This window comes from Lelliottia amnigena (assembly GCF_019047465.1).
Classification (GTDB): Bacteria; Pseudomonadota; Gammaproteobacteria; order Enterobacterales; family Enterobacteriaceae; genus Enterobacter; species Enterobacter amnigenus.
In genome coordinates this window covers 2,524,774-2,547,644 of sequence record NZ_CP077236.1, presented here as the reverse complement: position 1 = coordinate 2,547,644, position 22,871 = coordinate 2,524,774, and the positions used below count along the sequence as shown (strand labels likewise).

General features: G+C 53.3%; 20 protein-coding genes. All 20 read right to left on the bottom strand.

Translation table 11 applies throughout. The features are described from left to right. Window positions 1-58: 58 nt before the first annotated feature. Entirely contained in the window at window positions 59-562 is a 504-nt protein-coding gene (gene secM / locus I6L74_RS11940; RefSeq protein WP_072241940.1) for a secA translation cis-regulator SecM, read from the bottom strand. A gap of 277 nt (window positions 563-839) precedes the next feature. After that, a complete protein-coding gene (gene lpxC / locus I6L74_RS11935; protein ID WP_059180119.1) occupies window positions 840-1,757 on the bottom strand; it encodes a UDP-3-O-acyl-N-acetylglucosamine deacetylase in 918 nt (305 codons plus the stop codon). 101 nt (window positions 1,758-1,858) lie between these two features. Next, window positions 1,859-3,010: a cell division protein FtsZ gene (gene ftsZ / locus I6L74_RS11930; protein ID WP_006173842.1), complete on the bottom strand. Its 1,152-nt coding sequence runs from the start codon at window positions 3,008-3,010 to the stop codon at window positions 1,859-1,861. Window positions 3,011-3,122: 112 nt separating this feature from the next. Continuing rightward, window positions 3,123-4,379 (bottom strand): cell division protein FtsA, encoded by a 1,257-nt coding sequence (gene ftsA, locus I6L74_RS11925; protein ID WP_012016049.1) that lies wholly within the window; start codon window positions 4,377-4,379, stop codon window positions 3,123-3,125. Next, complete coding sequence (gene ftsQ, locus I6L74_RS11920; protein ID WP_059180120.1) at window positions 4,376-5,224, bottom strand: cell division protein FtsQ; 849 nt, start codon at window positions 5,222-5,224, stop codon at window positions 4,376-4,378. The genes ftsA and ftsQ overlap by 4 nt, the downstream gene beginning before the upstream one ends. A gap of 1 nt (window position 5,225) precedes the next feature. Next, window positions 5,226-6,146, bottom strand: coding sequence for a D-alanine--D-alanine ligase (locus tag I6L74_RS11915; RefSeq protein ID WP_059180121.1), 921 nt, complete (start codon window positions 6,144-6,146; stop codon window positions 5,226-5,228). Beyond that, on the bottom strand, window positions 6,139-7,614 hold the full coding sequence (murC, locus tag I6L74_RS11910; RefSeq protein WP_059180122.1) for a UDP-N-acetylmuramate--L-alanine ligase: 1,476 nt from the start codon (window positions 7,612-7,614) through the stop codon (window positions 6,139-6,141). The genes I6L74_RS11915 and murC overlap by 8 nt, the downstream gene beginning before the upstream one ends. A 58-nt stretch (window positions 7,615-7,672) precedes the next feature. Next, window positions 7,673-8,737 (bottom strand): undecaprenyldiphospho-muramoylpentapeptide beta-N-acetylglucosaminyltransferase, encoded by a 1,065-nt coding sequence (gene murG / locus I6L74_RS11905; protein ID WP_059180123.1) that lies wholly within the window; start codon window positions 8,735-8,737, stop codon window positions 7,673-7,675. Then, window positions 8,734-9,978 carry a cell division protein FtsW gene (gene ftsW, locus I6L74_RS11900; protein WP_059180124.1) on the bottom strand — a complete coding sequence of 415 codons (1,245 nt, stop codon included), beginning with the start codon at window positions 9,976-9,978 and terminating at the stop codon, window positions 8,734-8,736. The genes murG and ftsW overlap by 4 nt, the downstream gene beginning before the upstream one ends. Continuing rightward, a complete protein-coding gene (gene murD / locus I6L74_RS11895) occupies window positions 9,978-11,294 on the bottom strand; it encodes a UDP-N-acetylmuramoyl-L-alanine--D-glutamate ligase (RefSeq protein WP_059180125.1) in 1,317 nt (438 codons plus the stop codon). The genes ftsW and murD overlap by 1 nt, the downstream gene beginning before the upstream one ends. 2 nt (window positions 11,295-11,296) lie before the next feature. After that, window positions 11,297-12,379 carry a phospho-N-acetylmuramoyl-pentapeptide-transferase gene (gene mraY, locus I6L74_RS11890; RefSeq protein ID WP_012016042.1) on the bottom strand — a complete coding sequence of 361 codons (1,083 nt, stop codon included), beginning with the start codon at window positions 12,377-12,379 and terminating at the stop codon, window positions 11,297-11,299. Beyond that, complete coding sequence (murF, locus tag I6L74_RS11885; RefSeq protein WP_059180126.1) at window positions 12,373-13,731, bottom strand: UDP-N-acetylmuramoyl-tripeptide--D-alanyl-D-alanine ligase; 1,359 nt, start codon at window positions 13,729-13,731, stop codon at window positions 12,373-12,375. Before murF ends, mraY begins: the two co-directional genes overlap by 7 nt. Beyond that, a complete protein-coding gene (gene murE, locus I6L74_RS11880) occupies window positions 13,728-15,215 on the bottom strand; it encodes a UDP-N-acetylmuramoyl-L-alanyl-D-glutamate--2,6-diaminopimelate ligase (protein WP_059180127.1) in 1,488 nt (495 codons plus the stop codon). The genes murF and murE overlap by 4 nt, the downstream gene beginning before the upstream one ends. Then, complete coding sequence (locus I6L74_RS11875; protein ID WP_012016039.1) at window positions 15,202-16,968, bottom strand: peptidoglycan glycosyltransferase FtsI; 1,767 nt, start codon at window positions 16,966-16,968, stop codon at window positions 15,202-15,204. Before I6L74_RS11875 ends, murE begins: the two co-directional genes overlap by 14 nt. A 15-nt stretch (window positions 16,969-16,983) precedes the next feature. After that, on the bottom strand, window positions 16,984-17,349 hold the full coding sequence (gene ftsL / locus I6L74_RS11870; protein WP_014068894.1) for a cell division protein FtsL: 366 nt from the start codon (window positions 17,347-17,349) through the stop codon (window positions 16,984-16,986). Next, window positions 17,346-18,287 (bottom strand): 16S rRNA (cytosine(1402)-N(4))-methyltransferase RsmH, encoded by a 942-nt coding sequence (gene rsmH, locus I6L74_RS11865; protein WP_059180128.1) that lies wholly within the window; start codon window positions 18,285-18,287, stop codon window positions 17,346-17,348. Before rsmH ends, ftsL begins: the two co-directional genes overlap by 4 nt. Window positions 18,288-18,289: 2 nt before the next feature. Beyond that, window positions 18,290-18,748 (bottom strand): division/cell wall cluster transcriptional repressor MraZ, encoded by a 459-nt coding sequence (gene mraZ / locus I6L74_RS11860; RefSeq protein ID WP_012016036.1) that lies wholly within the window; start codon window positions 18,746-18,748, stop codon window positions 18,290-18,292. Window positions 18,749-19,348: 600 nt separating this feature from the next. Further along, window positions 19,349-20,353, bottom strand: a complete 1,005-nt coding sequence (gene cra / locus I6L74_RS11855; RefSeq protein ID WP_059180129.1) for a catabolite repressor/activator — start codon at window positions 20,351-20,353, stop codon at window positions 19,349-19,351. A gap of 178 nt (window positions 20,354-20,531) precedes the next feature. Beyond that, window positions 20,532-21,023, bottom strand: coding sequence for an acetolactate synthase small subunit (gene ilvN / locus I6L74_RS11850; RefSeq protein ID WP_012016034.1), 492 nt, complete (start codon window positions 21,021-21,023; stop codon window positions 20,532-20,534). A 1-nt stretch (window position 21,024) separates the two neighbouring features. After that, window positions 21,025-22,749, bottom strand: coding sequence for an acetolactate synthase 3 large subunit (gene ilvI / locus I6L74_RS11845; RefSeq protein ID WP_059180130.1), 1,725 nt, complete (start codon window positions 22,747-22,749; stop codon window positions 21,025-21,027). Between the last annotated feature and the right edge of the window lie 122 nt (window positions 22,750-22,871).

Below are 22,871 nucleotides of genomic sequence, written 5' to 3'. Positions count from 1 at the left end.
TAAATTCTCACACGCCCCATGATGGGCAGATAAATTAAAGTATCGAAAAACGGTTAATTTAGCTGAGGCGTTGAGGTCCGGCGCGGATGCCCTGTACCTGGCTAATCCAGGCAGAGACGGAGAAAGCAGCGTGGGGGATAAAAACGATATTTGTCTGCTGACGGACAATGACAGGCGGCTTACTTTCCTGAGTCAGCAAAGCATTTAGCGTATCCAGTAATGCCAGGTGCTGCGCCTGTACAGGCAGCGACTCTTCTGCAACAGGCAATGTCTGAGGTGCCATCGCAAAAGAGAGATGACGGATGACAGTACGGATTGCATGCTGATGCCAGTAATCGACAGTGAAATTCGGGCGACGAGAGGCTTCTAGCAGCGCGAGGTTTGTAAAATTGACTCGCGTGGATAAATCGTGTCGAGCGGTGGTGGTCTTCGCGGGGGTGGACGTCTCGGCATTTGCGCTAAGCACAGGCAAGCCGAAGCCCGCCGCAACCATCCCTAATAAGAGATGCGGCCAGAAGTAACGTCTGCCAAATTGTCGCCAGCGCGTTAGAATCCCGCTCAATTAATCCACCATCGCATGATAAGCCTTGAGTGGCTTACATAAATTTTTTTTAGCGTCCAGATATTACCATTAAAGCTCGAACACAGCAGCAGGAATGACGTACAACAGCAGGTAAAAACGGTCAAGAATGCAGCGAACGCACGAACATAGTGTGCTCTGGCAGGGTAAACATCAGGCAGGAAAATCACGAAATAAATGTAGAAACAAAAACGACTGGTCTTCCTGGCCGGAGAGAGTACCAGGTTAACCAGTCGATTTTACGAAACGGCTTTTACCGTTACGCCAGGACCGTGTTCGGCGCTTTGAATGCCAGAGGCAATTCAGCTTCGTCTTCGAAGGTCACATATTCCCAAGCTTCCTGTTTTGCCAGGACGGCTTGCAATAATTTATTATTCAGTGAGTGACCGGATTTAAACGCGGTAAATGCACCGATAATATTGTGACCGCACATAAACAGGTCGCCAATCGCATCCAGCATTTTGTGACGAACGAATTCATCTTCAAAACGCAGGCCGTCTTCGTTCAGCACGCGATAATCGTCAACAACGATGGCACAATCGAAGCTGCCGCCCAGGCACAGGCCACGGGACTGCAGATATTCGATATCACGCATGAAACCGAAAGTACGGGCACGACTGATTTGACGCATAAACGCATCAGCAGAGAAGTTCATCGCGTAGCGCTGGGTACTGGCATCAATCGCTGGATGGTTAAAGTCGATGGTAAAGTCCAACGAAAAACCATTAAACGGTTTGAATTCAGCCCACTTGTCGCCATCTTCAACGCGAACCGTCTCTTTGATGCGAACAAATTTCTTCGCACAGTTCAGTTCTTCGATGCCTGCGTCCAGCAACAAATAAACGAACGGAGCAGCACTGCCATCCATGATCGGAATCTCTGGCGCATCGACTTCAATAACAATGTTGTCGATACCCAGACCCGCGAGGGCGGCGTTCAAGTGCTCTACGGTAGAAATCCGCACGTCATGCTCATTGACCAGACAGGTACAAAGCATAGTATCACGCACAGATTTGGCATCGGCCGGGAAATCTACCGGTGGATTCAAGTCGGTGCGACGATAGATGACCCCGGTATTGGCCGACGCAGGGCGCAACGTCAGTGTGACTTTTTTGCCGGTATGTAAACCGACACCAGTCGCCTGAACGATACGTTTAAGTGTCCTTTGTTTGATCATCGTATAATCTCGCCAAATTACTTATCCAACCGAGAGTGTATATCACTAACGGATGGCCAGTTTAGCACAAAGAGCGAAAATCCCCAAATTCCAGCCAATTCTTAGTCAGCTTGCTTGCGCAGGAACGCTGGGATATCCAGATAATCCGGTTCTTTCGCTGTTTGCGGCGTATTATCGTTAACCACTTTAGCGGCTGGTTTCTGCTCTTGAGTCAGCGGAGCCATACCATGCTGCTGGTAACGATCCATGACAGGCTGCTGAGTCTGTTTATTCGTCACGAGGGTAATTTCTGGACGTTTGTCCATGCCAATACCGGTTGCAACAACAGTCACACGCAGTTCGTCGTTCATTTCCGGGTCAAGGGAAGTACCGATAACCACAGTCGCATTATCTGACGCGAACGCACGGATGGTGTTACCCACCGTTTCGAACTCATCAAGACGCAGGTCAAAGCCAGCGGTAATGTTGACCAGAACGCCACGCGCACCCGACAAATCGATATCTTCCAGCAGCGGGGAAGAGATGGCCATTTCAGCCGCTTCTTCTGCACGGTCTTCACCGCTCGCCACGCCAGAACCCATCATCGCGTAGCCCATTTCGGACATCACGGTGCGCACGTCTGCAAAGTCAACGTTCATCAGGCCTGGACGCGTAATCAGTTCAGCGATACCCTGGACTGCGCCTTTCAGCACGTCATTGGCTGCACCAAAGGCGTCAAGCAGAGAAATGCCGCGACCCAAGACTTTCAGCAGTTTGTCGTTTGGAATGGTGATCAGAGAGTCCACATGTTTGGACAACTCGGTGATACCCTGTTCCGCGAATGCCATGCGCTTCTTGCCTTCAAAATTGAAAGGCTTAGTCACAACAGCAACGGTCAGAATACCTAAATCTTTAGCGACCTCAGCGACAACAGGTGCTGCACCAGTACCGGTACCACCGCCCATGCCCGCTGCAATAAACACCATGTCCGCGCCATCAAGCGCAGCACGCAGTGCTTCTCGGTCTTCTTCAGCTGCATTACGACCCACTTCTGGGTTAGCGCCAGCGCCCAGACCTTTGGTGATACCACCACCGATCTGAATAGTCTGGCCTACAGCCGTTTTGCGTAATGCCTGTGCGTCGGTGTTGACTGCAAAGAATTCAACGCCTTCAATGCGCTCACGCACCATATGCTCAACAGCGTTACCGCCGCCGCCACCGACGCCGATGACTTTAATCACCGCGTCGTTGGTTAATTCCATTGGTTCAAACATGGTTTCTCTCCGTTTTTACACTTCATCCTTCACGCTGTAAAAACGTTTTGAAGGACTTCGCGTATGTGCCTGTCGCCTGAGACCGCTAATTTTCTCCGGTCTCTTTAAAAAATCAAAATTCTTTCCGCAGCCAGGAATTGAGTCGTTTGACCCACGACCCGACTGAGGTACGTTTTTCCACTTCCGCTTCACCACTCAAATGGGACTCTTTCCCGTAGTGAAGCAGGCCCACAGCCGTTGAATAATACGGCTCCTGAGCATAATCCGTTAAACCGGTAATATTCAGCGGTGCACCAATACGAACTTGTGTATGGAACACCCGCTGCGCGCAGGCCGCTAGACCTTCAATTTGCGCTGCGCCGCCGGTTAATACAATCCCCGCCGCAAGATGATGCTTCACACCCTGCTGACGAAGCTGTTCTTGTAACTGTAAAATCTCTTCGTTGACGAGGTTAAGCAGCTCGGTGTAACGCGGCTCAATCACCTCAGCCAGGGTCTGCCGTTGCAGACTACGCGGCGGACGCCCGCCCACGCTTGGCACTTCAACGCTCTCATCTTTGCCCACGATAGAGCCCAATGCGCAACCGTGACGGACTTTGATCGCCTCTGCATCGCTCGGTGGCGTACCAAAGGCGTAAGCAATATCACTTGTCACGACGTTCCCAGCGTACGGGATCACTTTGGTATGACGCAAGGCACCACCAGTGTACACGGCGATATCCATTGTTCCACCGCCAATATCGACCACACAAACGCCCAGTTCGCGTTCATCTTCCGTCAGGACCGAATAACTGGCTGCCAGTCCTGCAAAAATAAGTTGGTCTACTTTCAGGCCACAACGTTCAACAGCTTTAACGATGTTTTTCGCCATATCATTGTGACAGGTGATCAAATGCACTTTTGCCTGCATACGCACACCGGAAAGACCGACGGGATTTTTAATACCCTCTTGATAATCGATCGCATATTCCTGCGGGATCACATGCAGCACACGATGCTCATCGCGCACGCGCACCGACTTTGCCGTGTGCACAACATTCTCAACGTCTTCTTGCGTCACTTCTTCTTCGGAAATCGGCACCATCCCAATTTCGTTCTGGCAGCTGATATGCTTACCAGAAAGCGCAAGATAAACGGAGGAGATCTGGCAATCTGCCATTAACTCTGCCTGATCGATAGCACGCTGTACGCATTTCACCACCGACTCAAGGTCGTTTACCCCACCTTTATCCATACCACGGGAAGGGCAACTGCCCACGCCAATGATATTGACCATACCGTCGGGCAGAACTTCCCCTACTAAAGCGGCAACCTTCGCGGTGCCAATCTCTAGTCCAACTACCAGTTTTCTGTCCGTCGCCTTGATCATTGTTGTTCTGCCTGTACCTGTGCCTGATTCTGTTGCTGATTAGGTTCCTCAACCGGAGCCGGCACCCAGCCGACTGCTGCGCCTGAGTCGTAGCGCAAATCAACGTAGCTTATCCGTTTGCCGTCTGTCTGCGCCTGCTGCTGTAAAACGGGGTAAAGTTCTACAAAACGCGCCAAACGCTTCATCGTGTCACCGCGACCAAGATTAAGCTTAATCCCATTCGTTAACGTCAGTTGCCACGAGCGACGAGCGGTCATTGCTGCATCTTTTAACGTAAATCTGTCTTTCGCCAGCACCTGACCCATCTCACGAAAACCTTGTAGGACTTCGTTTTCGCTTCCTTCTGGGCCATACAGCATCGGTAAACTTTGCTTGCTAACACGATCGGCCGGGACGCTGAACGAATTTCCGTCTACGTCAACCATATGCTGATCATTCCAACGCGCTATCGGCACAAATTCAACCAGATGAATCTTCAATTCATCAGGCCATTGCTTTCTTACGCTCGCCTGTTTTATCCATGGCAGACGTTCAATCTGACTCTGAATGATATTGACATCCTGAGTCATGAAGGTCCCAGGCGATCCCAAAGCCAGAATTGACTGGCGAATATCATCGTTGCGTGTGTAATGCCGCTCCCCGGTTACCACCAGTTTTGACAGAGGTAACCGCTGCGCATCTTCCATCCAGCCCAACACCATCCAGCCGCTGATAAACACGGTACACAGCACACCCAGCAGGAAAATAATCCCTGCAAGACGCGTTCCATTACTCCGCCCTGAAGAAGAATATTCCTCTTCTTCTTCACGTTCACGGTTCCGCGTGTTCAATGCAGCCTGAGACATATCAGCCCGCCTGGTCCAGAATACGAACAACTAATTGCGAGAAGCTCATACCGGCCTGACGTGCAGCCATTGGCACCAGACTGTGGCTGGTCATACCCGGTGAGGTATTGGCTTCCAGCAGATAAAATTGACCGTCCCTGTCCTGCATCACATCGATACGCCCCCAGCCACGGCAACCCAAAACAGTCCAGGCTTTGAGCACCAGGGCCTTTAATTCTTCTTCACGTTCTGCTTCCAGACCACTTGGGCAGAAATATTGCGTCTCATCAGAGAGATACTTCGCTTCATAATCATAGAAGGTTCCAGCCGGTTGGATGCGAATTGACGGTAAAATTTCTTCACCAAGCATCGCCACGGTAAATTCTGGACCGCCAAGCCATTTTTCAATCAGAACTTCTTCATCATGTTGAAAAGCCAATGCTAAAGCAGATGTTAAATCATCAGCTTTCTCTACTTTCGACATGCCGACGCTTGAGCCTTCACGGCTGGGCTTTACAATAACCGGTAACGCCAGCTGTTCAATACGCTGATTAACGCTAACTTCCAGTCCTGATTCGAACTCGCGACGCGTGACTGCAACCCACGGTGCAACAGGCAAACCCGCGCCCTGCCACAGCAATTTACTGCGCAGCTTATCCATGGAAATTGCGGAGGCCATCACGCCGCTACCGGTATAAGGCATACCGATTAAGTCCAGCAAGCCTTGCAACGTGCCGTCTTCACCACCGCGACCATGTAACGCGATAAAGGCTTTATCAAAGCCCATCTCTTTCAAACGCGTTACATCAATTTCTTTCGGATCAACCGGATGGGCATTAACGCCACCTTCACGAAGTCCAGCCAAAACGGCTGCGCCGGAATTGAGCGAGACGTCACGTTCCGCAGAGGTGCCACCCATCAGGACTGCAATCTTATCAGCCATGGTGTTCATCCCCTGAGGTTTGCGGCTTCAGTTTGATTTCAGATAAGTTACGCGCGATTTTGCCGATATTTCCCGCACCCTGTATCAAAATCAAATCGTTACCCGTTAATACCTGCGCCAGCATCTCAGCGGCCTGAGCAGGATCGGAAACCAAAATCGGGTCAACTTTACCGCGACCGCGAATCGTGCGGCACAATGACCGGCTATCCGCGCCCGGAATCGGCGCTTCACCTGCAGGATAGACATCCAGCATCAGTAGAGCGTCCACCTGGCAAAGCACATTGGCGAAATCGTCATACAGATCGCGCGTACGGGTATAACGGTGCGGCTGGAAAAGCATGACCAAATTTTTATCCGGCCAGCCCGCACGGGCTGCCTTGATCGTCGCATCCACTTCCGTCGGATGGTGACCGTAGTCATCGACCAGCATCGCCGTGCCGGATTTACCGTTTACGGGCTCCAGCGGGTATTCACCCAGGAAGTCGAAACGACGCCCGGTCCCCTGGAAGCTCTCAAGCGCGCGTAAAATATCGTCGTCTTCAATGCCTTCTTCTGTTGCCACCGCAACAGCGGCAGCGGCATTCAACGCATTGTGGCGACCCGGCGCATTCAGCGTCACATGCAATAATTCTTTATCCTGACGCGCCAGGGTGAAATGCCCTTGTGCGCCGGTTTGCGTGTAGTTTTCGACACGTACGTCAGCGTCTTCACTGAAACCATAAGTCGTTGTCTGACGCCCGACGCGCGGCAAAAGCTCGCGAATCACCGGATCGTCAACACACATTACCGCACGACCATAAAACGGCAGATTGTGCAGAAAGTTTATGAATGTCTGTTTTAAATTTTCAAAGTCGCCCTGGTAAGTGTCCATATGGTCGGCTTCGATATTGGTGACAATCGCCACCATCGGTTGCAGATGCAGGAACGACGCATCGCTCTCATCCGCTTCTGCAATCAGATAACGGCTGTGGCCCAAACGAGCGTGCACGCCTGCCGCTTTGACCAGACCGCCATTGACGAAAGTTGGATCAAGGCCAGCCTCCGCATAAATACTGGATACCATCGCCGTGGTCGTCGTTTTGCCATGCGTACCCGCAACCGCAATTCCGTGACGAAAACGCATCAGTTCTGCCAGCATTTCTGCACGGCGGATCACCGGGATGCGCGCTTCATGCGCCGCTACAATTTCAGGGTTATCAGATGAGATCGCGCTAGAGACCACGACCACACTCGCATCACGTACGTTTTCCGGGCGATGGTTGAAATAAATTGTCGCCCCAAGCGACGCCAACTGTTGCGTAACGGGGTTCGGTGCCAGATCGGAACCGCTGATCTGATAGCCTTCGTTAGCCAGAACTTCGGCAATACCACCCATACCTGCGCCGCCAATGCCAACGAAGTGGATGTGCCGGACGCGACGCATCTCGGGCACGATTGAACGCAGTTTCGCCAGTTGTTGTGTATTCATTCTCTAACCGCCATCGATACTTCTTAAAATTCGCGCAACGCAAAACGCGCTACAAGGGTTAAGCCTTTGCTGCCAGGCTCACTTCATTTGCCACCCGTTCGGTCGCATCAGGAATCGCTGCCGCGCGCGCGCGTTCAGCCATTTCCAGCAATGTGTCTCGATTCCAGCCCGCCAGAGTGGTGGCGACCGCTTCTGCGGTAAACTGCGGCTGTTCAAAAATTTTGGCGGCGCCCGCTTTTTCAAGCGGTAACGCATTCCAGTACTGCTGACGATCCTTGTGCTGGAAAGGCACAAACACCGCAGGCAAACCTGCCGCGGCAATTTCACTCACCGTCAGCGCGCCAGAACGGCACACCACGACATCCGCCCAGGCATACGCCGCGGCCATGTCATCAATGAATTCAGTGACTTTATGCTGAGGTTGACCCGCTTCAGCGTAAGCCTGTTCCACGGTTTGCTGCGCCCCTTTGCCGCTTTGATGCCAGATAGTCACGGCATCACCCAGCTTTGCAGCCACCTGCGGAAGCGTCTGGTTCAATACCCGCGCGCCTTGCGAGCCGCCGATAACCAACACGCGAACCGGGCCGTCACGTCCTATAAGACGTTCCTGCGGGAGAGGCAAAGCCAACACGTCAACACGCACTGGATTCCCCACAACATCCGCATTCGGAAATGCTCCAGGAAAAGCCTGCATCACTTTGGTGGCGATTTTCGCCAGCCATTTGTTGGTCAGTCCGGCGATGCCGTTTTGCTCATGCAGAATAACCGGAATACCCAGCGACCATGCCGCGAGACCGCCAGGACCTGAGACATAACCGCCCATGCCCAAAACAGCATCAGGCTTAAACCGCTTCATGATGGCGCGCGCCTGTCGCCAGGCATTAAAAATGCGCAACGGCGCGAGCAACATCGCTTTGATGCCTTTGCCGCGCAGGCCTGAAATGCGGATAAAGTCGATCTCAATACCGTGTTTTGGTACCAGATCCGCTTCCATACGATCGGCGGTTCCTAGCCAGCGCACTTGCCAGCCCTGATCCATTAAATGGTGCGCGACCGCCAGTCCCGGGAACACATGTCCGCCAGTACCGCCCGCCATCACCATTAACCGCTTCGGTTGATTCATCGTGAACCTCGTGTAAACGCCTGGGCTTTTTCCAGGCGCGTCTCATAATCTATGCGCAATAAAAACATAATGGCGGTCGACATAATCAACAGGCTCGAACCACCGTAGCTGATCAACGGCAACGTCAGGCCCTTAGTCGGCAGCATACCGGCTGCCGCGCCAACGTTGACCAATGCCTGGAAGCTAAACCAGATACCAATTGAGCAGGCCAGGAAACCGGAGAAGCGATGATCGATTTCCAGCGCTTTTCGGCCAATCGACATGGCGCGGAAAGCGACGAAGAATACCATTAAAAGTGCCAATACCACACCGATATAACCCAGTTCCTCCCCGATGATGGAGAAGATAAAGTCGGTATGAGCCTCGGGCAGATACTCCAGTTTTTGTACGGAATTACCTAAACCCTGCCCCCAGATTTCGCCACGGCCAAAGGCCATTAACGATTGGGTCAGCTGGTAGCCACTGCCAAACGGATCTTCCCACGGGTTCCAGAAAGAGGTCACGCGGCGGATACGATACGGTTCGGCGAGGATCAGCAGTACGACCGCCGAAATCCCCATGCCGATGATGGCGATAAACTGCCACAGTTTTGCACCCGCCAGGAAGAGCATCGCCAGGGTCGTGACGAACAACACTACGACCGTACCGAGATCCGGCTGCGCCAGCAGTAAAATCGCCAGTACCAGAATCACACCCATCGGCTTTAAGAAGCCGCGCAGGTTGTTACGCACCTCATCAACCTTGCGCACAAGGTAGTTTGCGAGATAGCAGAACAGCGACAGCTTGGTAAATTCAGCAGGCTGAATACGCAGCGGGCCAAAGGCAATCCAGCGCGAAGCACCGTTGACCGAACTCCCCACCACCAGCACGATCAGCAGCATAATAATCGAGGCGATCAGCATGGCGGTGCTGTGGCGCTGCCAAAATTCCATTGGCAAACGCAGCGTGATCAACGCCAGGCAGAACGCCAGAATAATGTACAAACCATCACGTTTAGCGAACAGGAAGGGATCGTTTGCCAGGCGCTGTCCAACCGGCATGGAGGCGGATGTCACCATGATAAAACCGATCGCAGCCAGCCCCAGCGTCAGCCAGAGCAGCATACGGTCATACATAATCAGGCTATCGGAATCTTTATCCCGGGAGGCCATCACCCAGCCCTTCAATGCCGCAAAGAGCCACGCCAGGATCCCAAATCCAGGCAGGCGCGGTATTTTCAGGCGAGGGAGAGATAAACGCATCAGCCTAACTCCTTCGCCAGGCGGGCGAAGAGATCGCCACGCTGTTCGAAATTCTTAAACTGATCGAGACTCGCGCAGGCTGGAGACAGCAGCACCATATCGCCCGGCTGAACATTCGGTGCAATCAGGCGAATCGCCTGTTCCAGAGTTTCGGTTTGTGTGGCGATGTCCGGGCGCAACGCGGCCAGTTCAGCACCGTCGCGGCCAAAGCAGTATACGCGGATGTTATCGCCTGACAGATAGGGCTTGAGAGATGAGAAGTCCGCCGATTTACCGTCACCGCCGAGCAGCAGATACAACGTGCCATCGACGCGTAATCCGTTCAGCGCGGCTTCTGTGCTGCCGACGTTAGTGGCTTTAGAGTCGTTAATCCAGCGAACGCCGTTATGCTCAAGCGCCAGTTGGAAGCGATGCGCCAGGCCAGTAAACGTGGTCAATGCTTTCAGACTTGATGCACGCGGTAGACCCGCAGCGTCTGCCAGCGCCAGCGCCGCCAGCGCATTGGTGTAGTTATGTTGTCCAGAAAGTTTCATCTCTTTCACGTTCAACACTTTCTCACCTTTCACACGCAGCCAGGTTTCGCCCTGCTGATGATTCAGGTGATAGTCACCCATATTGATGCCAAAACTCACGCAGCGCTCGTCCGCACCGCGCACTGGCATGGTCAGCGCATCGTCGGCATTCACTACGCACACTTTGGCATTTTCATAGACGCGCAGTTTGGCCGCACGATATTGCTGTAAGCCAAACGGGTAACGATCCATATGATCTTCGGTCACGTTCAGGATCGTCGCAGCAACGGCGCGCAAACTCGACGTAGTCTCCAGCTGGAAGCTAGAGAGTTCCAGCACGTACAATTCACGTTCCTGATCCAGCAGCATCAGTGCAGGTAAACCGATATTGCCGCCGACTCCCACGTTCATGCCCGCGGCTTTCGCCATTTCACCCACTAGCGTGGTGACGGTGCTTTTGCCGTTGGAGCCGGTGATAGCGATAACCGGTGCCTGCGCTTCGCGGCAGAACAACTCGATATCGCCAACAATCTCGACGCCCGCATCGGCTGCGGCACTTAACGAAGGGTGCGCCAGAGCAAACCCTGGGCTTGCCACAATCAAATCGGCGGCCAGCAGCCAGTCATCATTCAGACCACCAAGGTGGCGTTCAACCTCTTCCGGAAGTTTATCCAGACCCGGCGGTGAAACACGCGTATCCATCACACGCGGCGTCACGCCCCGTCCGAGGAAAAAGTCCACGCAGGAAAGCCCCGTCAGGCCTAACCCGATAATAACGACTTTTTTGCCCTGGTAATCTGCCATGATTAACGCACCTTCAGTGTTGCGAGGCCAATTAGCACCAGCATCAGTGAAATAATCCAGAAGCGCACAATCACGCGCGGCTCCGGCCAGCCTTTCAGTTCATAGTGGTGATGAATCGGGGCCATACGGAAGATGCGCTGACCGCGCAGCTTGAAGGAACCGACCTGTAAAATCACCGAAAGCGTTTCAACAACAAATACACCACCCATGATCACCAGCAAGAACTCCTGACGCAGCAGCACGGCAATAATGCCCAGCGCGCCGCCTAGCGCCAGCGAACCGACGTCACCCATAAAGACCTGAGCCGGATAGGTGTTAAACCACAGGAAGCCAAGCCCCGCGCCGACAATCGCCGTACAGACGATCACCAGTTCACCGGCGTGGCGCAGATAAGGAATGTGTAAGTAATTGGCAAAGTTCATGTTACCGGTTGCCCATGCCACCAGCGCAAAGCCACCTGCGACAAAGACGGTTGGCATGATCGCCAGACCGTCGAGGCCGTCGGTCAGGTTCACAGCATTGCCGGTGCCCACAATCACGAAATACGCCAGCAGGATGTAGAACAATCCAAGCTGTGGCATCACGTCTTTGAAGAAAGGTACAACCAGCTCAGTTGCCGGTGTGTCTTTACCCGCCAGATAAAGCGCGAACGCCACGCCCAGCGCAATCACCGACATCCAGAAGTATTTCCAGCGGGCGATAAGGCCTTTGGTGTCTTTACGCACCACTTTGCGGTAATCATCAACGAAACCAATAATGCCGTAACCAATCAGCACAGTGAGTACACACCAGACGTACGGGTTGGACGGGTAAGCCCACAGCAATACGGATACCACAATCGCGGTGAGGATCATGATCCCGCCCATTGTTGGCGTACCGCGTTTGCTGAAGTGCGATTCTGGGCCGTCGTTACGGACAACCTGGCCGAAAGAGAGTTTTTGCAGACGGGCAATCATGCGCGGGCCCATCCACAACGAGATGAACAGTGCAGTCAGCAGGCTGACGATGGCGCGAAACGTCAGATAAGAAAAGACGTTAAAGCCTGAGTAATATTTGACCAAATGTTCGGCCAGCCAAACTAACATGTTCCGTTCTCCTGTAATGCGTGCACAACCTCTTCCATGGCGGCACTACGTGAACCTTTCACTAAAACAGTCACAATTTGATGCTCTGTAACTAACTCTTTCAAACGTGTAATCAGCGCAGTTTTATTAGCAAAATGTTCACCGACGCCGCTCGCCTGGCTGATCGCCTGGCTTAAAATTCCTGCACTTAATACGCAATCAATACCGGATGCTTTTGCCGCTTCGCCCACCTGCACATGGCACGCTTCGCTCTCGTCACCCAGCTCAGCCATATCGCCTACAACCATCACACGATAGCCTGGCATTTCTGACAGCACCTGTACCGCGGCGGTCATGGAGCCGACGTTAGCGTTGTAAGAGTCATCCAGCAGCAGCTTGTTTTCAGCCAGTTGGATGGGGAACAAACGTCCTGGCACGGCCTTGAGGTTTAACAGCCCCGCTTTGATTGCATCGTGCGTTGCGCCAACGGCCATTGACAGTGCCGCAGCAGCCAGTGCATTCGCAATATTGTGACGACCCGGCAGAGGCAACAGCACGTCCACATCGCCCGTTGGGGTCTTTAAGGTAAATTCCGTGCCGTGTGAGGTCACATGGATATTTGTCGCGGAAAAATCGCTGTTCGCAGCATTTGGCGAGAAACGCCAGGTTTTACGCGAGCCAATGGTGCTTTGCCAGTTCAGCCAGTCATTGTTATCGGCATTCATAATGGCAATGCCGTTCTCCGGCAGGCCGCCATAAATTTCACCTTTCGCTTTTGCCACGCCTTCCAGCGAGCCAAATCCTTCAAGATGCGCTGCCGCAAGGTTATTGACTAATGCCGCTTCCGGACGCGTCAAATCAACAGTCCAGGCAATTTCACCCTGGTGATTGGCGCCGAGTTCAATCACGGCGTATTGATGTTCTTGCGTCAAACCCAGTAGCGTCATTGGCACGCCGATGTCGTTATTCAGATTGCCGGCAGTGTAAAGCGTATTGCCACATTGGCTGAGTATCGCAGCCGTCATCTCTTTGACAGAGGTTTTGCCGGAAGATCCCGTCAGCGCCACAACGCGCGCAGGAACCTGCTGGCGAACCCATGCAGCCAGCTCACCAAATGCCTGGCGCGTGTCTTTCACCACCAACTGCGGCAGATCGATGTCAAGTTTACGACTCACCAGTAACGCACCAGCGCCGTTCTCTTTTGCTTGTTCGGCAAAATCATGCGCATCAAAGCGCTCGCCTTTCAGCGCGACGAACAAACAGCCCGGCGTAATTTTTCGGGTATCCGTCGTCACCGCATCAACAGTCAGATCCCGACCCTGCAGCTCGCCATTCAGCACCGTAGCAGCCTGGCGTAGCGTAATGCTAATCATGCCAACGCTCCCAGCAGACGCGCAGCCGTCACACGGTCGGAATAATCCAGACGATGTGCACCGACAATTTGATAGTCTTCATGACCTTTGCCTGCCAGCAGCACAACGTCATTTTCTTTGGCCTGCATAATCGCATTGGTGACCGCTTCGGCGCGGCCTTCAACCACTCGAGCGTGCCCCGCATCCATCATGCCGGCGAGGATATCGTTGATAATGGCGCGCGGTTCTTCCGTACGCGGGTTGTCATCGGTCACAACAGGAATATCCGCGAACTGTTCAGCAATCGCCCCCATAAGTGGGCGCTTACCTTTGTCGCGATCGCCACCGCAGCCGAAAACGCACCACAGCTTACCGGTACAGTGCAGACGCGCGGCCTGGAGCGCTTTTTCCAGCGCATCCGGGGTATGGGCGTAATCAACCACCACCGTCGGTTTGCCCGGTGCGGTAAAGACCTCCATCCGCCCACAAACAGGCTGCAAGCGTGCGGCCGTATTCACCAGCTCGGCCAGTGGATAATCCAACGCCAACAGCGTGGCCAGCGCCAGCAACAGATTGCTGACGTTAAATGCGCCCATCAAACGGCTTTCGATTTCGCCTTCGCCCCATGAAGAAGCAAAGCGAATCGTTGCGCCGCTGTCGTGATAATTCACGTCCGTCGCCTTCAGCCAGCGGCCATGGCAATTCGGATTGATATGGTCTTCCATGGAGACCGCAACTGCATCAGGCAATTTTGCCAGCCAACGGCGGCCCACTTCGTCATCGGCGTTGATGATCGCCTGACCGCAGTGATGCGTGGAATAGAGCAGCCATTTTGCTGCTTCGTAATTTTCCATGTCCCCGTGATAATCGAGGTGGTCGCGACTCAGGTTGGTAAACACAGACGCTGCAAACTTCAGCGCTGAAACGCGATGTTGCACCAAACCATGTGAAGAGACCTCCATGGCGGCAAACGTCGCACCCTGACCTGCGAGGCCGGAAAGGACATGCTGCACATCAACCGCTGAACCGGTGGTGTTCTCCGTTGGATTGACTTTACCCAGCAGACCATTGCCCACCGTGCCCATCACCGCGCCCGTTTCACCCAATAACTGGGCCCACTGCGCCATCAACTGCGTGGTGGTGGTTTTGCCGTTGGTCCCGGTGACGCCAACCAATCGCAACTGGTCAGACGGTTCATGATAAAAACGTCCCGCCAGGGCGGAAAGACGCTCATTCAACTGACTGAGGTAGATGACCGGCACGCCGTGCATTTCGCGGATTTCACCGTCGGTTGCGTCATCTTTTGCCTCAGCAATAATGGCAGCTACACCTTGCGCAATCGCCTGCGGGATATATCGACGCCCGTCCGCCTGATGACCGACTACCGCAACGAAAAGATCGCCCGACGCAGCCACACGGCTGTCGAGTACCATCTCTCGCAGTGCCCGCGCAGGTACGTTTTGCACCCACGGAGCAAGAAGGTCGCGCAAATTACGATCTGCCACCTGTTCCCTCGCCTTGATTAGTTACAAATTCACTTTTTTCGCCCGTCGACAGCGCATCTGGTTCGATATTCATGGTACGCAAAACGCCGCCCATGATGGCACCGAACACCGGCGCGGAGACGGCGCCACCGTAGTATTTACCCGCCTGTGGATCGTTAATAACGACCACCAGCGCAAATCGGGGATTGCTTGCAGGCGCAACGCCTGCGGTGTAAGCAATGTATTTATTGATGTAGCGACCGTCCGGCCCCACTTTTTTCGCTGTACCGGTTTTGATGGCGATGCGATAGCCTTTGATCGCTGCCTTCACGCCGCCGCCGCCAGGCAGCGCCACGCTTTCCATCATATGTACCACGGTACGAACGGTGGATTCCGGGAAGATACGCTCGCCCGGAACCGGTGGATCAACTTTGGTGATCGACAGGGGACGATATACGCCATAGCTGCCGATCGTTGCATAGACTCGCGCCAACTGTAACGGTGTTACCATTAGCCCGTAGCCGAAAGAGAAGGTGGCCCTCTCTATGTCAGACCACCGTTGTTTTTGAGGATATAAGCCACTGCGTTCTCCGACCAACCCCAAATTGGTCGCCTTTCCCAGCCCAAAACGTGAGTAAGTTTCTACTAACGCTGAGGACGGCATCGCTAACGCCAGCTTAGAAACACCGACGTTACTCGACTTCTGCAAAACCCCGGTCAGGGTCAATTCGCTGTAACGCGCCACATCTTTGATTTCGTGGCCGTTAATTCGGTAAGGAATGGTATTTAGAACGGTATTTTCATTAACGATGCCACGCTGCAGCGCGGTCATTACCACCATCGGTTTCACAGTCGAACCCGGTTCGAACACGTCGGTGATGGTACGGTTACGCATGATATCTTTCTGCGTACCGGTAAGATTATTCGGGTTATAAGACGGGCTGTTCGCCATCGCCAGGACTTCGCCAGTGCTGACGTCCACCAGCACGGCGCTGCCAGATTCGGCTTTGTTAAACGCCACCGCATTATTCAGTTCGCGGTAAACCAGCGCCTGCAAACGTTCGTCAATACTCAGCGCGAGGTTGTGCGCCGCCTGACTGTCCGTTGAAGAGATATCCTCGATCACGCGGCCGTAACGGTCTTTACGTACCACACGCTCGCCTGGTTGTCCGGTCAGCCATTTATCAAAGCTTTTTTCGACCCCTTCAATACCCTGGCTATCGACGTTGGTAAAGCCAATGAGGTGAGCGGTCACTTCTCCTGACGGATAATAGCGGCGTGACTCTTCACGCAGATGAATCCCCGGCAGTTTGAGTTTCTTAATGTAATCGGCCATATCAGGGTTCACCTGACGCGCCAGATAGATAAATCGCCCTTTCGGGTTGGCATTGACGCGCGCCGCCATTTGGTCGAGCGGCATTTTCAACGCATCGGCAAGCGCTTTCCAGCGATTATCCAGCGTGACGCCACCAGCATCATGCAGCTCTTTCGGATCGGCCCAGATCGCTTTAACGGGCACGCTCACCGCCAACGGGCGACCAGAACGGTCAGTGATCAAACCGCGCGAAGTGGACACTTCCTGCACGCGCAGGGAACGCATATCTCCCTGTCGCACCAGCATGTCCGGCGCGATAATCTGTAACCACGCAGCACGACCGAGCAACAGACACAGCGCCAGTAAAATACAGCCACAAAGCAACGCAAAACGCCAACTCACAAAGTTGGCCTGTTCTTCCTGACGTTTCGGTTTTTGCGTTTTCGCCGCTGCTCTCATGCGTCGCGTGTTCCCTTATTTTTGTACTACAATATTTTCCTGCGAAGGATCAACATGCTGCAGCTGCAGCTTTTCCGTTGCGATCCGTTCAACCCGGCTGTGATCGCCGAGCGCATTTTCTTCAAGAATCAGGTTTCGCCATTCGATATCCAGCGCATCACGCTCGAGCACCATCTGCTCGCGCTGCGCGGTCAGTAAACGGGTATGGTGTGCGGTTGTTACGACCGTCACGGCCGTCACAATAATGCAAATGAACAAGCAGAGTGGCAGCTTCCCAAACCGCAAAAGATCGTCGCCGATCACGCCAGGCAAGGCATGGCGCTCGTTGCTTCCTAACGATCCTTTAACTTTGCTTAGGGTCTCTGTCACTCTGCTGATCATGCGTTCGTCCTTTCTGCGATGCGCAGCACTGAACTACGGGCGCGTGGATTCTCTGCCACCTCTTCTTCGCCCGGCATCATCTTGCCTAGTACTCGCAAATAACGGCCGCCCAGTTTACTGAGTTGCTCTTCCGTCATCGGCAGCCCTGCTGGAACCTGAGGACCGCGGCTTTGTTCGCGCATAAAACGCTTCACAATACGGTCTTCCAGCGAATGGAAGCTGATAATGGATAACCGCCCACCTGGGGCCAGCACGCCGAGCGAGCTTTTTAGCGCCAGCTCTATTTCCTCCAGTTCACTGTTGACCCAAATGCGCACCGCCTGGAAGGTACGGGTCGCGGGATGTTTGAATTTGTCTTTAACCGGCGTTGCCGCCGTCACCACTTCTGCCAGCTCTTTCGTGCGTGTCATCGGCTCAATACGATTACGCTCAACGATGCCGCGCGCGATACGTTTACCAAAACGCTCTTCGCCAAAGGTTTTAATCACCCAGGCAATATCGGCTTCTTCAGCAGTCAGCAGCCATTCGGCAGCGGATTGACCACGCGTTGGGTCCATACGCATATCCAGCGGGCCATCACGCATGAAAGAAAATCCGCGTTCTGCATCATCAAGCTGTGGTGATGAAACGCCAAGATCGAGAAGAATCCCGTCGATCTTGCCCGTGAGATCGCGCTCGCTTACGTAGTCAGCCAACGCTGAGAAAGGCCCATGAACAAATGAAAAGCGTGGATCATCGATAGTCTTCGCAACGGCAATTGCCTGCGGATCGCGATCGATTGCCAATAAGCGACCTTCCGCTCCCAGTTGGGAGAGGATCAGACGCGAGTGACCACCGCGACCAAATGTGCCATCAATATAGATGCCATCAGGACGAATATTCAGACCGTTTACGGCCTCGTCCAACAGCACCGATGTATGTTTATAATTTTCCGTCATATTTATAGAGACAAGTCCTGCAATCGATCCGATAACACACCGGAATCAGATTGTTCAGCGTCGATATCTTCCTTGACCTGTTGATACCAGGTCGTTTCATCCCACAGTTCAAACTTGTTGAACTGCCCGACCAGCATCACTTCTTTTGTTAGACCAGCATGTTGTCGCAACACAGGCGCAATCAGTAAGCGCCCCGAGTTATCCATCTGACACTCACTGGCATGACCCAACAACAACCGCTGCACGCGGCGTTCCTGCGGGTTCATGCTCGACAGTCGCGACAGCTTTTGCTCGATAATTTCCCATTCGGGTAAGGTGTAAAGCAGCAGGCAGGGGTGGTTAATGTCAATGGTGCACACCATTTGACCTGACGCGTTTTCGATCAGTTGGTCGCGGTATCGGGTTGGTACCGATAAACGCCCCTTACTGTCGAGATTGACTAACGTCGCCCCACGGAACATGCCAGCTCCACCCCTTATCGCCACTTTAACCCACAAATTCCCACATAAAGGAGTTTACGGAGCGAAGGAAAAGCTTGTCAAGCCGGGACTGCCGCGATAAGGACTCGAAAGCGCCCTATTTACCGACATAACCCAACTTGATTAATAACTGCACAACTTACGAGACAAATTAACGTCATGAATATTTGTAAGAAAAAAATGAATATTCAGAGGAGCGTTAAAATTCACTCTCTATCCATACAGGCAAATATAAAGTGTCAGTTTGCGACGCGGGCGGCATTTTAAGACATATCGTCAGGGGATGACAGCGCCAGATTCAACGCACAAGCCAGAAAGCGCAAGCGGTGGCACTGCAAGTCAGATATGAAAGATAAAAACGGCTGATAATTCAGCGAGGGAATAGTCTTTGTAACAAAACAATACAAAAAATAGTGATAAGCGAACTCTTAATAACCTTAAAAATGCCGCTGAAGGGTGAAAAGGAAATAATAAGAATAGCAGGCTATGGTTCTTAAGGAATTATCCTAAATTTAGTCAGGTTATTATTTCCCGTAATATTCGGAAAAAAACAGGGCTGCTATTGCTGCCCTGATGACTGTTTTAGTGACGGCTTAACACACCGCGACGGTAAAGGTTACGTTTGATACGGGTCAGACCCGGTTTCGGCTTACGAGGTTCATCGAGGCTCGCGAGGACAATTTCCAGCACGCGCTCCGCAACGTCACGGTGACGCTGCGCCACGGCAAGCACCGGGCATTGCAGGAAGTCGAGCAGCTCGTTATCACCAAACGTCGCAATGGCCAGCTCAGTCGGCAATTTGCCTTCGCGTCGTAGCGTAACGTCCATCACACCTTGTAGAAGGGCAAACGACGTGGTAAACAGCGCCTGCGGCATCGGGTGCGTCTCAAGCCACTTTTCAAACAGCTGAGCAGCGGCTTCACGCTCGTAGCTATTGGCATAGAGATAGTGGACTTCACGCGGATCGTCTTTCCAGGCGTTACGGAATCCCTGCTCACGCAGGAAGCTGACGGACAGCTCGGGTAACGCGCCAAGATAAAGCACGGTTTCCGCAGGGAAGGTGCGCAGCTCTGCAGCCAGCATTTCCGCGTCGTCCTGATCGGCACCGACTACGCTGGTAAAGTGTTCACGATCCAGCGCACGGTCAAGGGCGACAATCGGGAACGAGTCGTTCGCCCAACGCTGGTAGAACGGGTGCTCTGGCGGCAAGGAAGTGGATACGATAATCGCATCCACCTGGCGTTGCAGCAGATGCTCAATGCAGCGCATTTCATTATCGGGTTGATCTTCAGAACAGGCGATCAGTAACTGATAACCACGCTGACGCGCCTGGCGTTCAAGATAATTAGCGATACGGGTGTAGCTGGTATTTTCCAGATCCGGAATGACCAGACCAATAGAGCGGGTGCGTCCGGCACGTAAACCGGCGGCGACAGCGTTCGGATGGTAGTTATGCTCACGCACCACCGCCATGACTTTTTCAACGGTTTTATCGCTAACACGGTACTGCTTCGCTTTACCGTTGATCACATAGCTTGCTGTAGTTCGTGACACGCCCGCAAGCCGGGCGATTTCATCCAGTTTCACAATTGCCCCTTAAAAGAAAAAAAGAGTCCATGGCCTTGTCAGGTTTATGGTTATACCTTTTTACATCTAAGCGCAGAATAGTCCTGGCGGCAATAGCTTTTATCTCGCTTACGCTGCGTTTCGATAAAAAAAAGCCTGACTTTGCAGGCCAGGCTTAAAGAGGCGAACTTTTTTACGGCTACCGCATAATTTTATCGCCGCGAGACAACCCCACGATGCCGGAGCGCGCGACCTCAACGATTTTGGCGACATCACGTATCGAAGCAAGGAAGGCATCGAGCTTGTCGCTGGTTCCGGCCAACTGCACCGTATATATAGAAGGGGTAACGTCGATAATCTGCCCACGGAAGATATCCGTATTGCGTTTGACCTCGTCACGGCCGTACCCGCTAGCCTGAATTTTTACCAGCATGACTTCGCGCTCAACATACGCGCCCTGCCCTAATTCACTGACTCGCAGCACATCCACCAGCTTGTGTAGCTGCTTTTCAATCTGCTCCAGCACTTTCGCATCGCCAACGGTCTGGATGGTCATGCGGGATAATGTAGGATCGTCAGTCGGGGCCACGGTCAGGCTTTCAATGTTATAGCCGCGCTGGGCAAAGAGTCCAATCACGCGGGAGAGCGCACCAGACTCGTTTTCCAGTAATACAGATAATATCCGGCGCATATCAGGTTCTCTCCGTTTTGCTGAGCCACATTTCATCCATACCGCCGCCGCGAATATGCATCGGATAGACGTGTTCTGTTCCGTCAACGATGACATCGACAAACACCAGGCGGTTATTCCTGACATGCTCGAGCGCCTCGGCAAGCTTCGATTCCAGCTCCGCCGGATCGCTGACACGAATGCCCACGTGACCGTAGGCCTCTGCCACGCGAACAAAATCTGGCAGCGATTTCATGTACGACTGGGAGTGACGACCAGAATAAATCATGTCCTGCCACTGCTTCACCATCCCCAGATAACCGTTATTCAGGTTCAGCACCAGCACGGGCAAATCGTATTGCAGTGCCGTGGAGAGTTCCTGAATGTTCATCTGGATACTGCCGTCGCCCGTCACACAAACGACGATTTCGTCCGGGAGCGCCAGCTTCACGCCCAACGCGGCAGGCAAGCCAAAGCCCATCGTGCCGAGACCGCCGGAGTTGATCCAGTGACGAGGCTTATCAAAGGGATAATAGAGCGCCGCAAACATCTGGTGCTGGCCCACATCAGAGGTCACATAGGCTTCCCCCTTAGTCAGACGCCAAATGGTTTCGATAACAGCCTGCGGTTTAATATGTTCGCTTTGCGTGTCGTATTTCAGACAGTGGCGGGCACGCCACTGCTCAATCTGCTGCCACCAGTCTCGAATATCATCCAGTGGCTGCGTTGGCGTTTCATGCGCCAGCAGTTCGAGCATTTGTTCCAGAACCTGTAGCGCATCTCCGACAATAGGCACATCAGCGGGCACGGTTTTGGAAATAGACGTCGGGTCGATATCAATATGCAACACCGTCGCATTCGGACAGTACTTGGCCAGATTGTTGGTCGTGCGATCGTCGAAACGCACACCAACGGCAAAAATCACATCAGAGTTATGCATCGTCATGTTGGCTTCAAACGTGCCGTGCATGCCCAGCATGCCCAGCGCCTGACGATGTGTTGCCGGAAACGCGCCTAGCCCCATCAATGAGGAGGCAACAGGCAAGTTTAATTTTTCGATAAGCTCACGCAGTTGTTCGTGACAATGCGCGTTTACCGCGCCGCCGCCAACGTAGACAACCGGGTTTTTAGCCGCAATGAGCGTTTGCAATGCCCGCTTAATCTGTCCCTTGTGGCCCTGCGTGGTCGGATTATACGAGCGCATGCTCACCGAATCAGGCCAGACGTAAGGTAATTTATTGGCAGGATTGAGAATATCTTTCGGTAAGTCGACCACAACCGGGCCGGGACGACCGCTGGCCGCCAGCCAGAATGCTTTTTTCAGCACCCCCGGAATATCTTCCGTTTGCTTCACCAGAAAACTGTGTTTCACCACCGGGCGGGAGATCCCCACCATGTCGCACTCCTGGAAGGCGTCGTAGCCAATCAGCGAGGTTGCAACCTGTCCGGAAAGGATCACCAGCGGGATGGAATCCATATAGGCGGTAGCAATACCCGTTATCGCGTTGGTAGCGCCTGGGCCTGACGTCACCAGTACGACGCCCACTTCCCCAGTGGCACGCGCCAAACCATCAGCCATATGTACAGCGGCCTGCTCGTGGCGCACCAGAACATGATCGATGCCACCTACGGTGTGCAACGCATCATAAATATCGAGGACTGCGCCTCCGGGATAGCCGAATACTTGCTTCACGCCCTGATCGATGAGCGACCGGACGACCATTTCGGCGCCAGACAACATCTCCATGGTTTGCCTCCAGGCTTATTGTTGTTATAGACGAACACAGGAATTCATTTCCTCGTCGTCTTGCTGAGCAGGGCTTCCCCTGTCATAGATTTTTGCAGAGTGGCTTTCACCATAACCGCTCG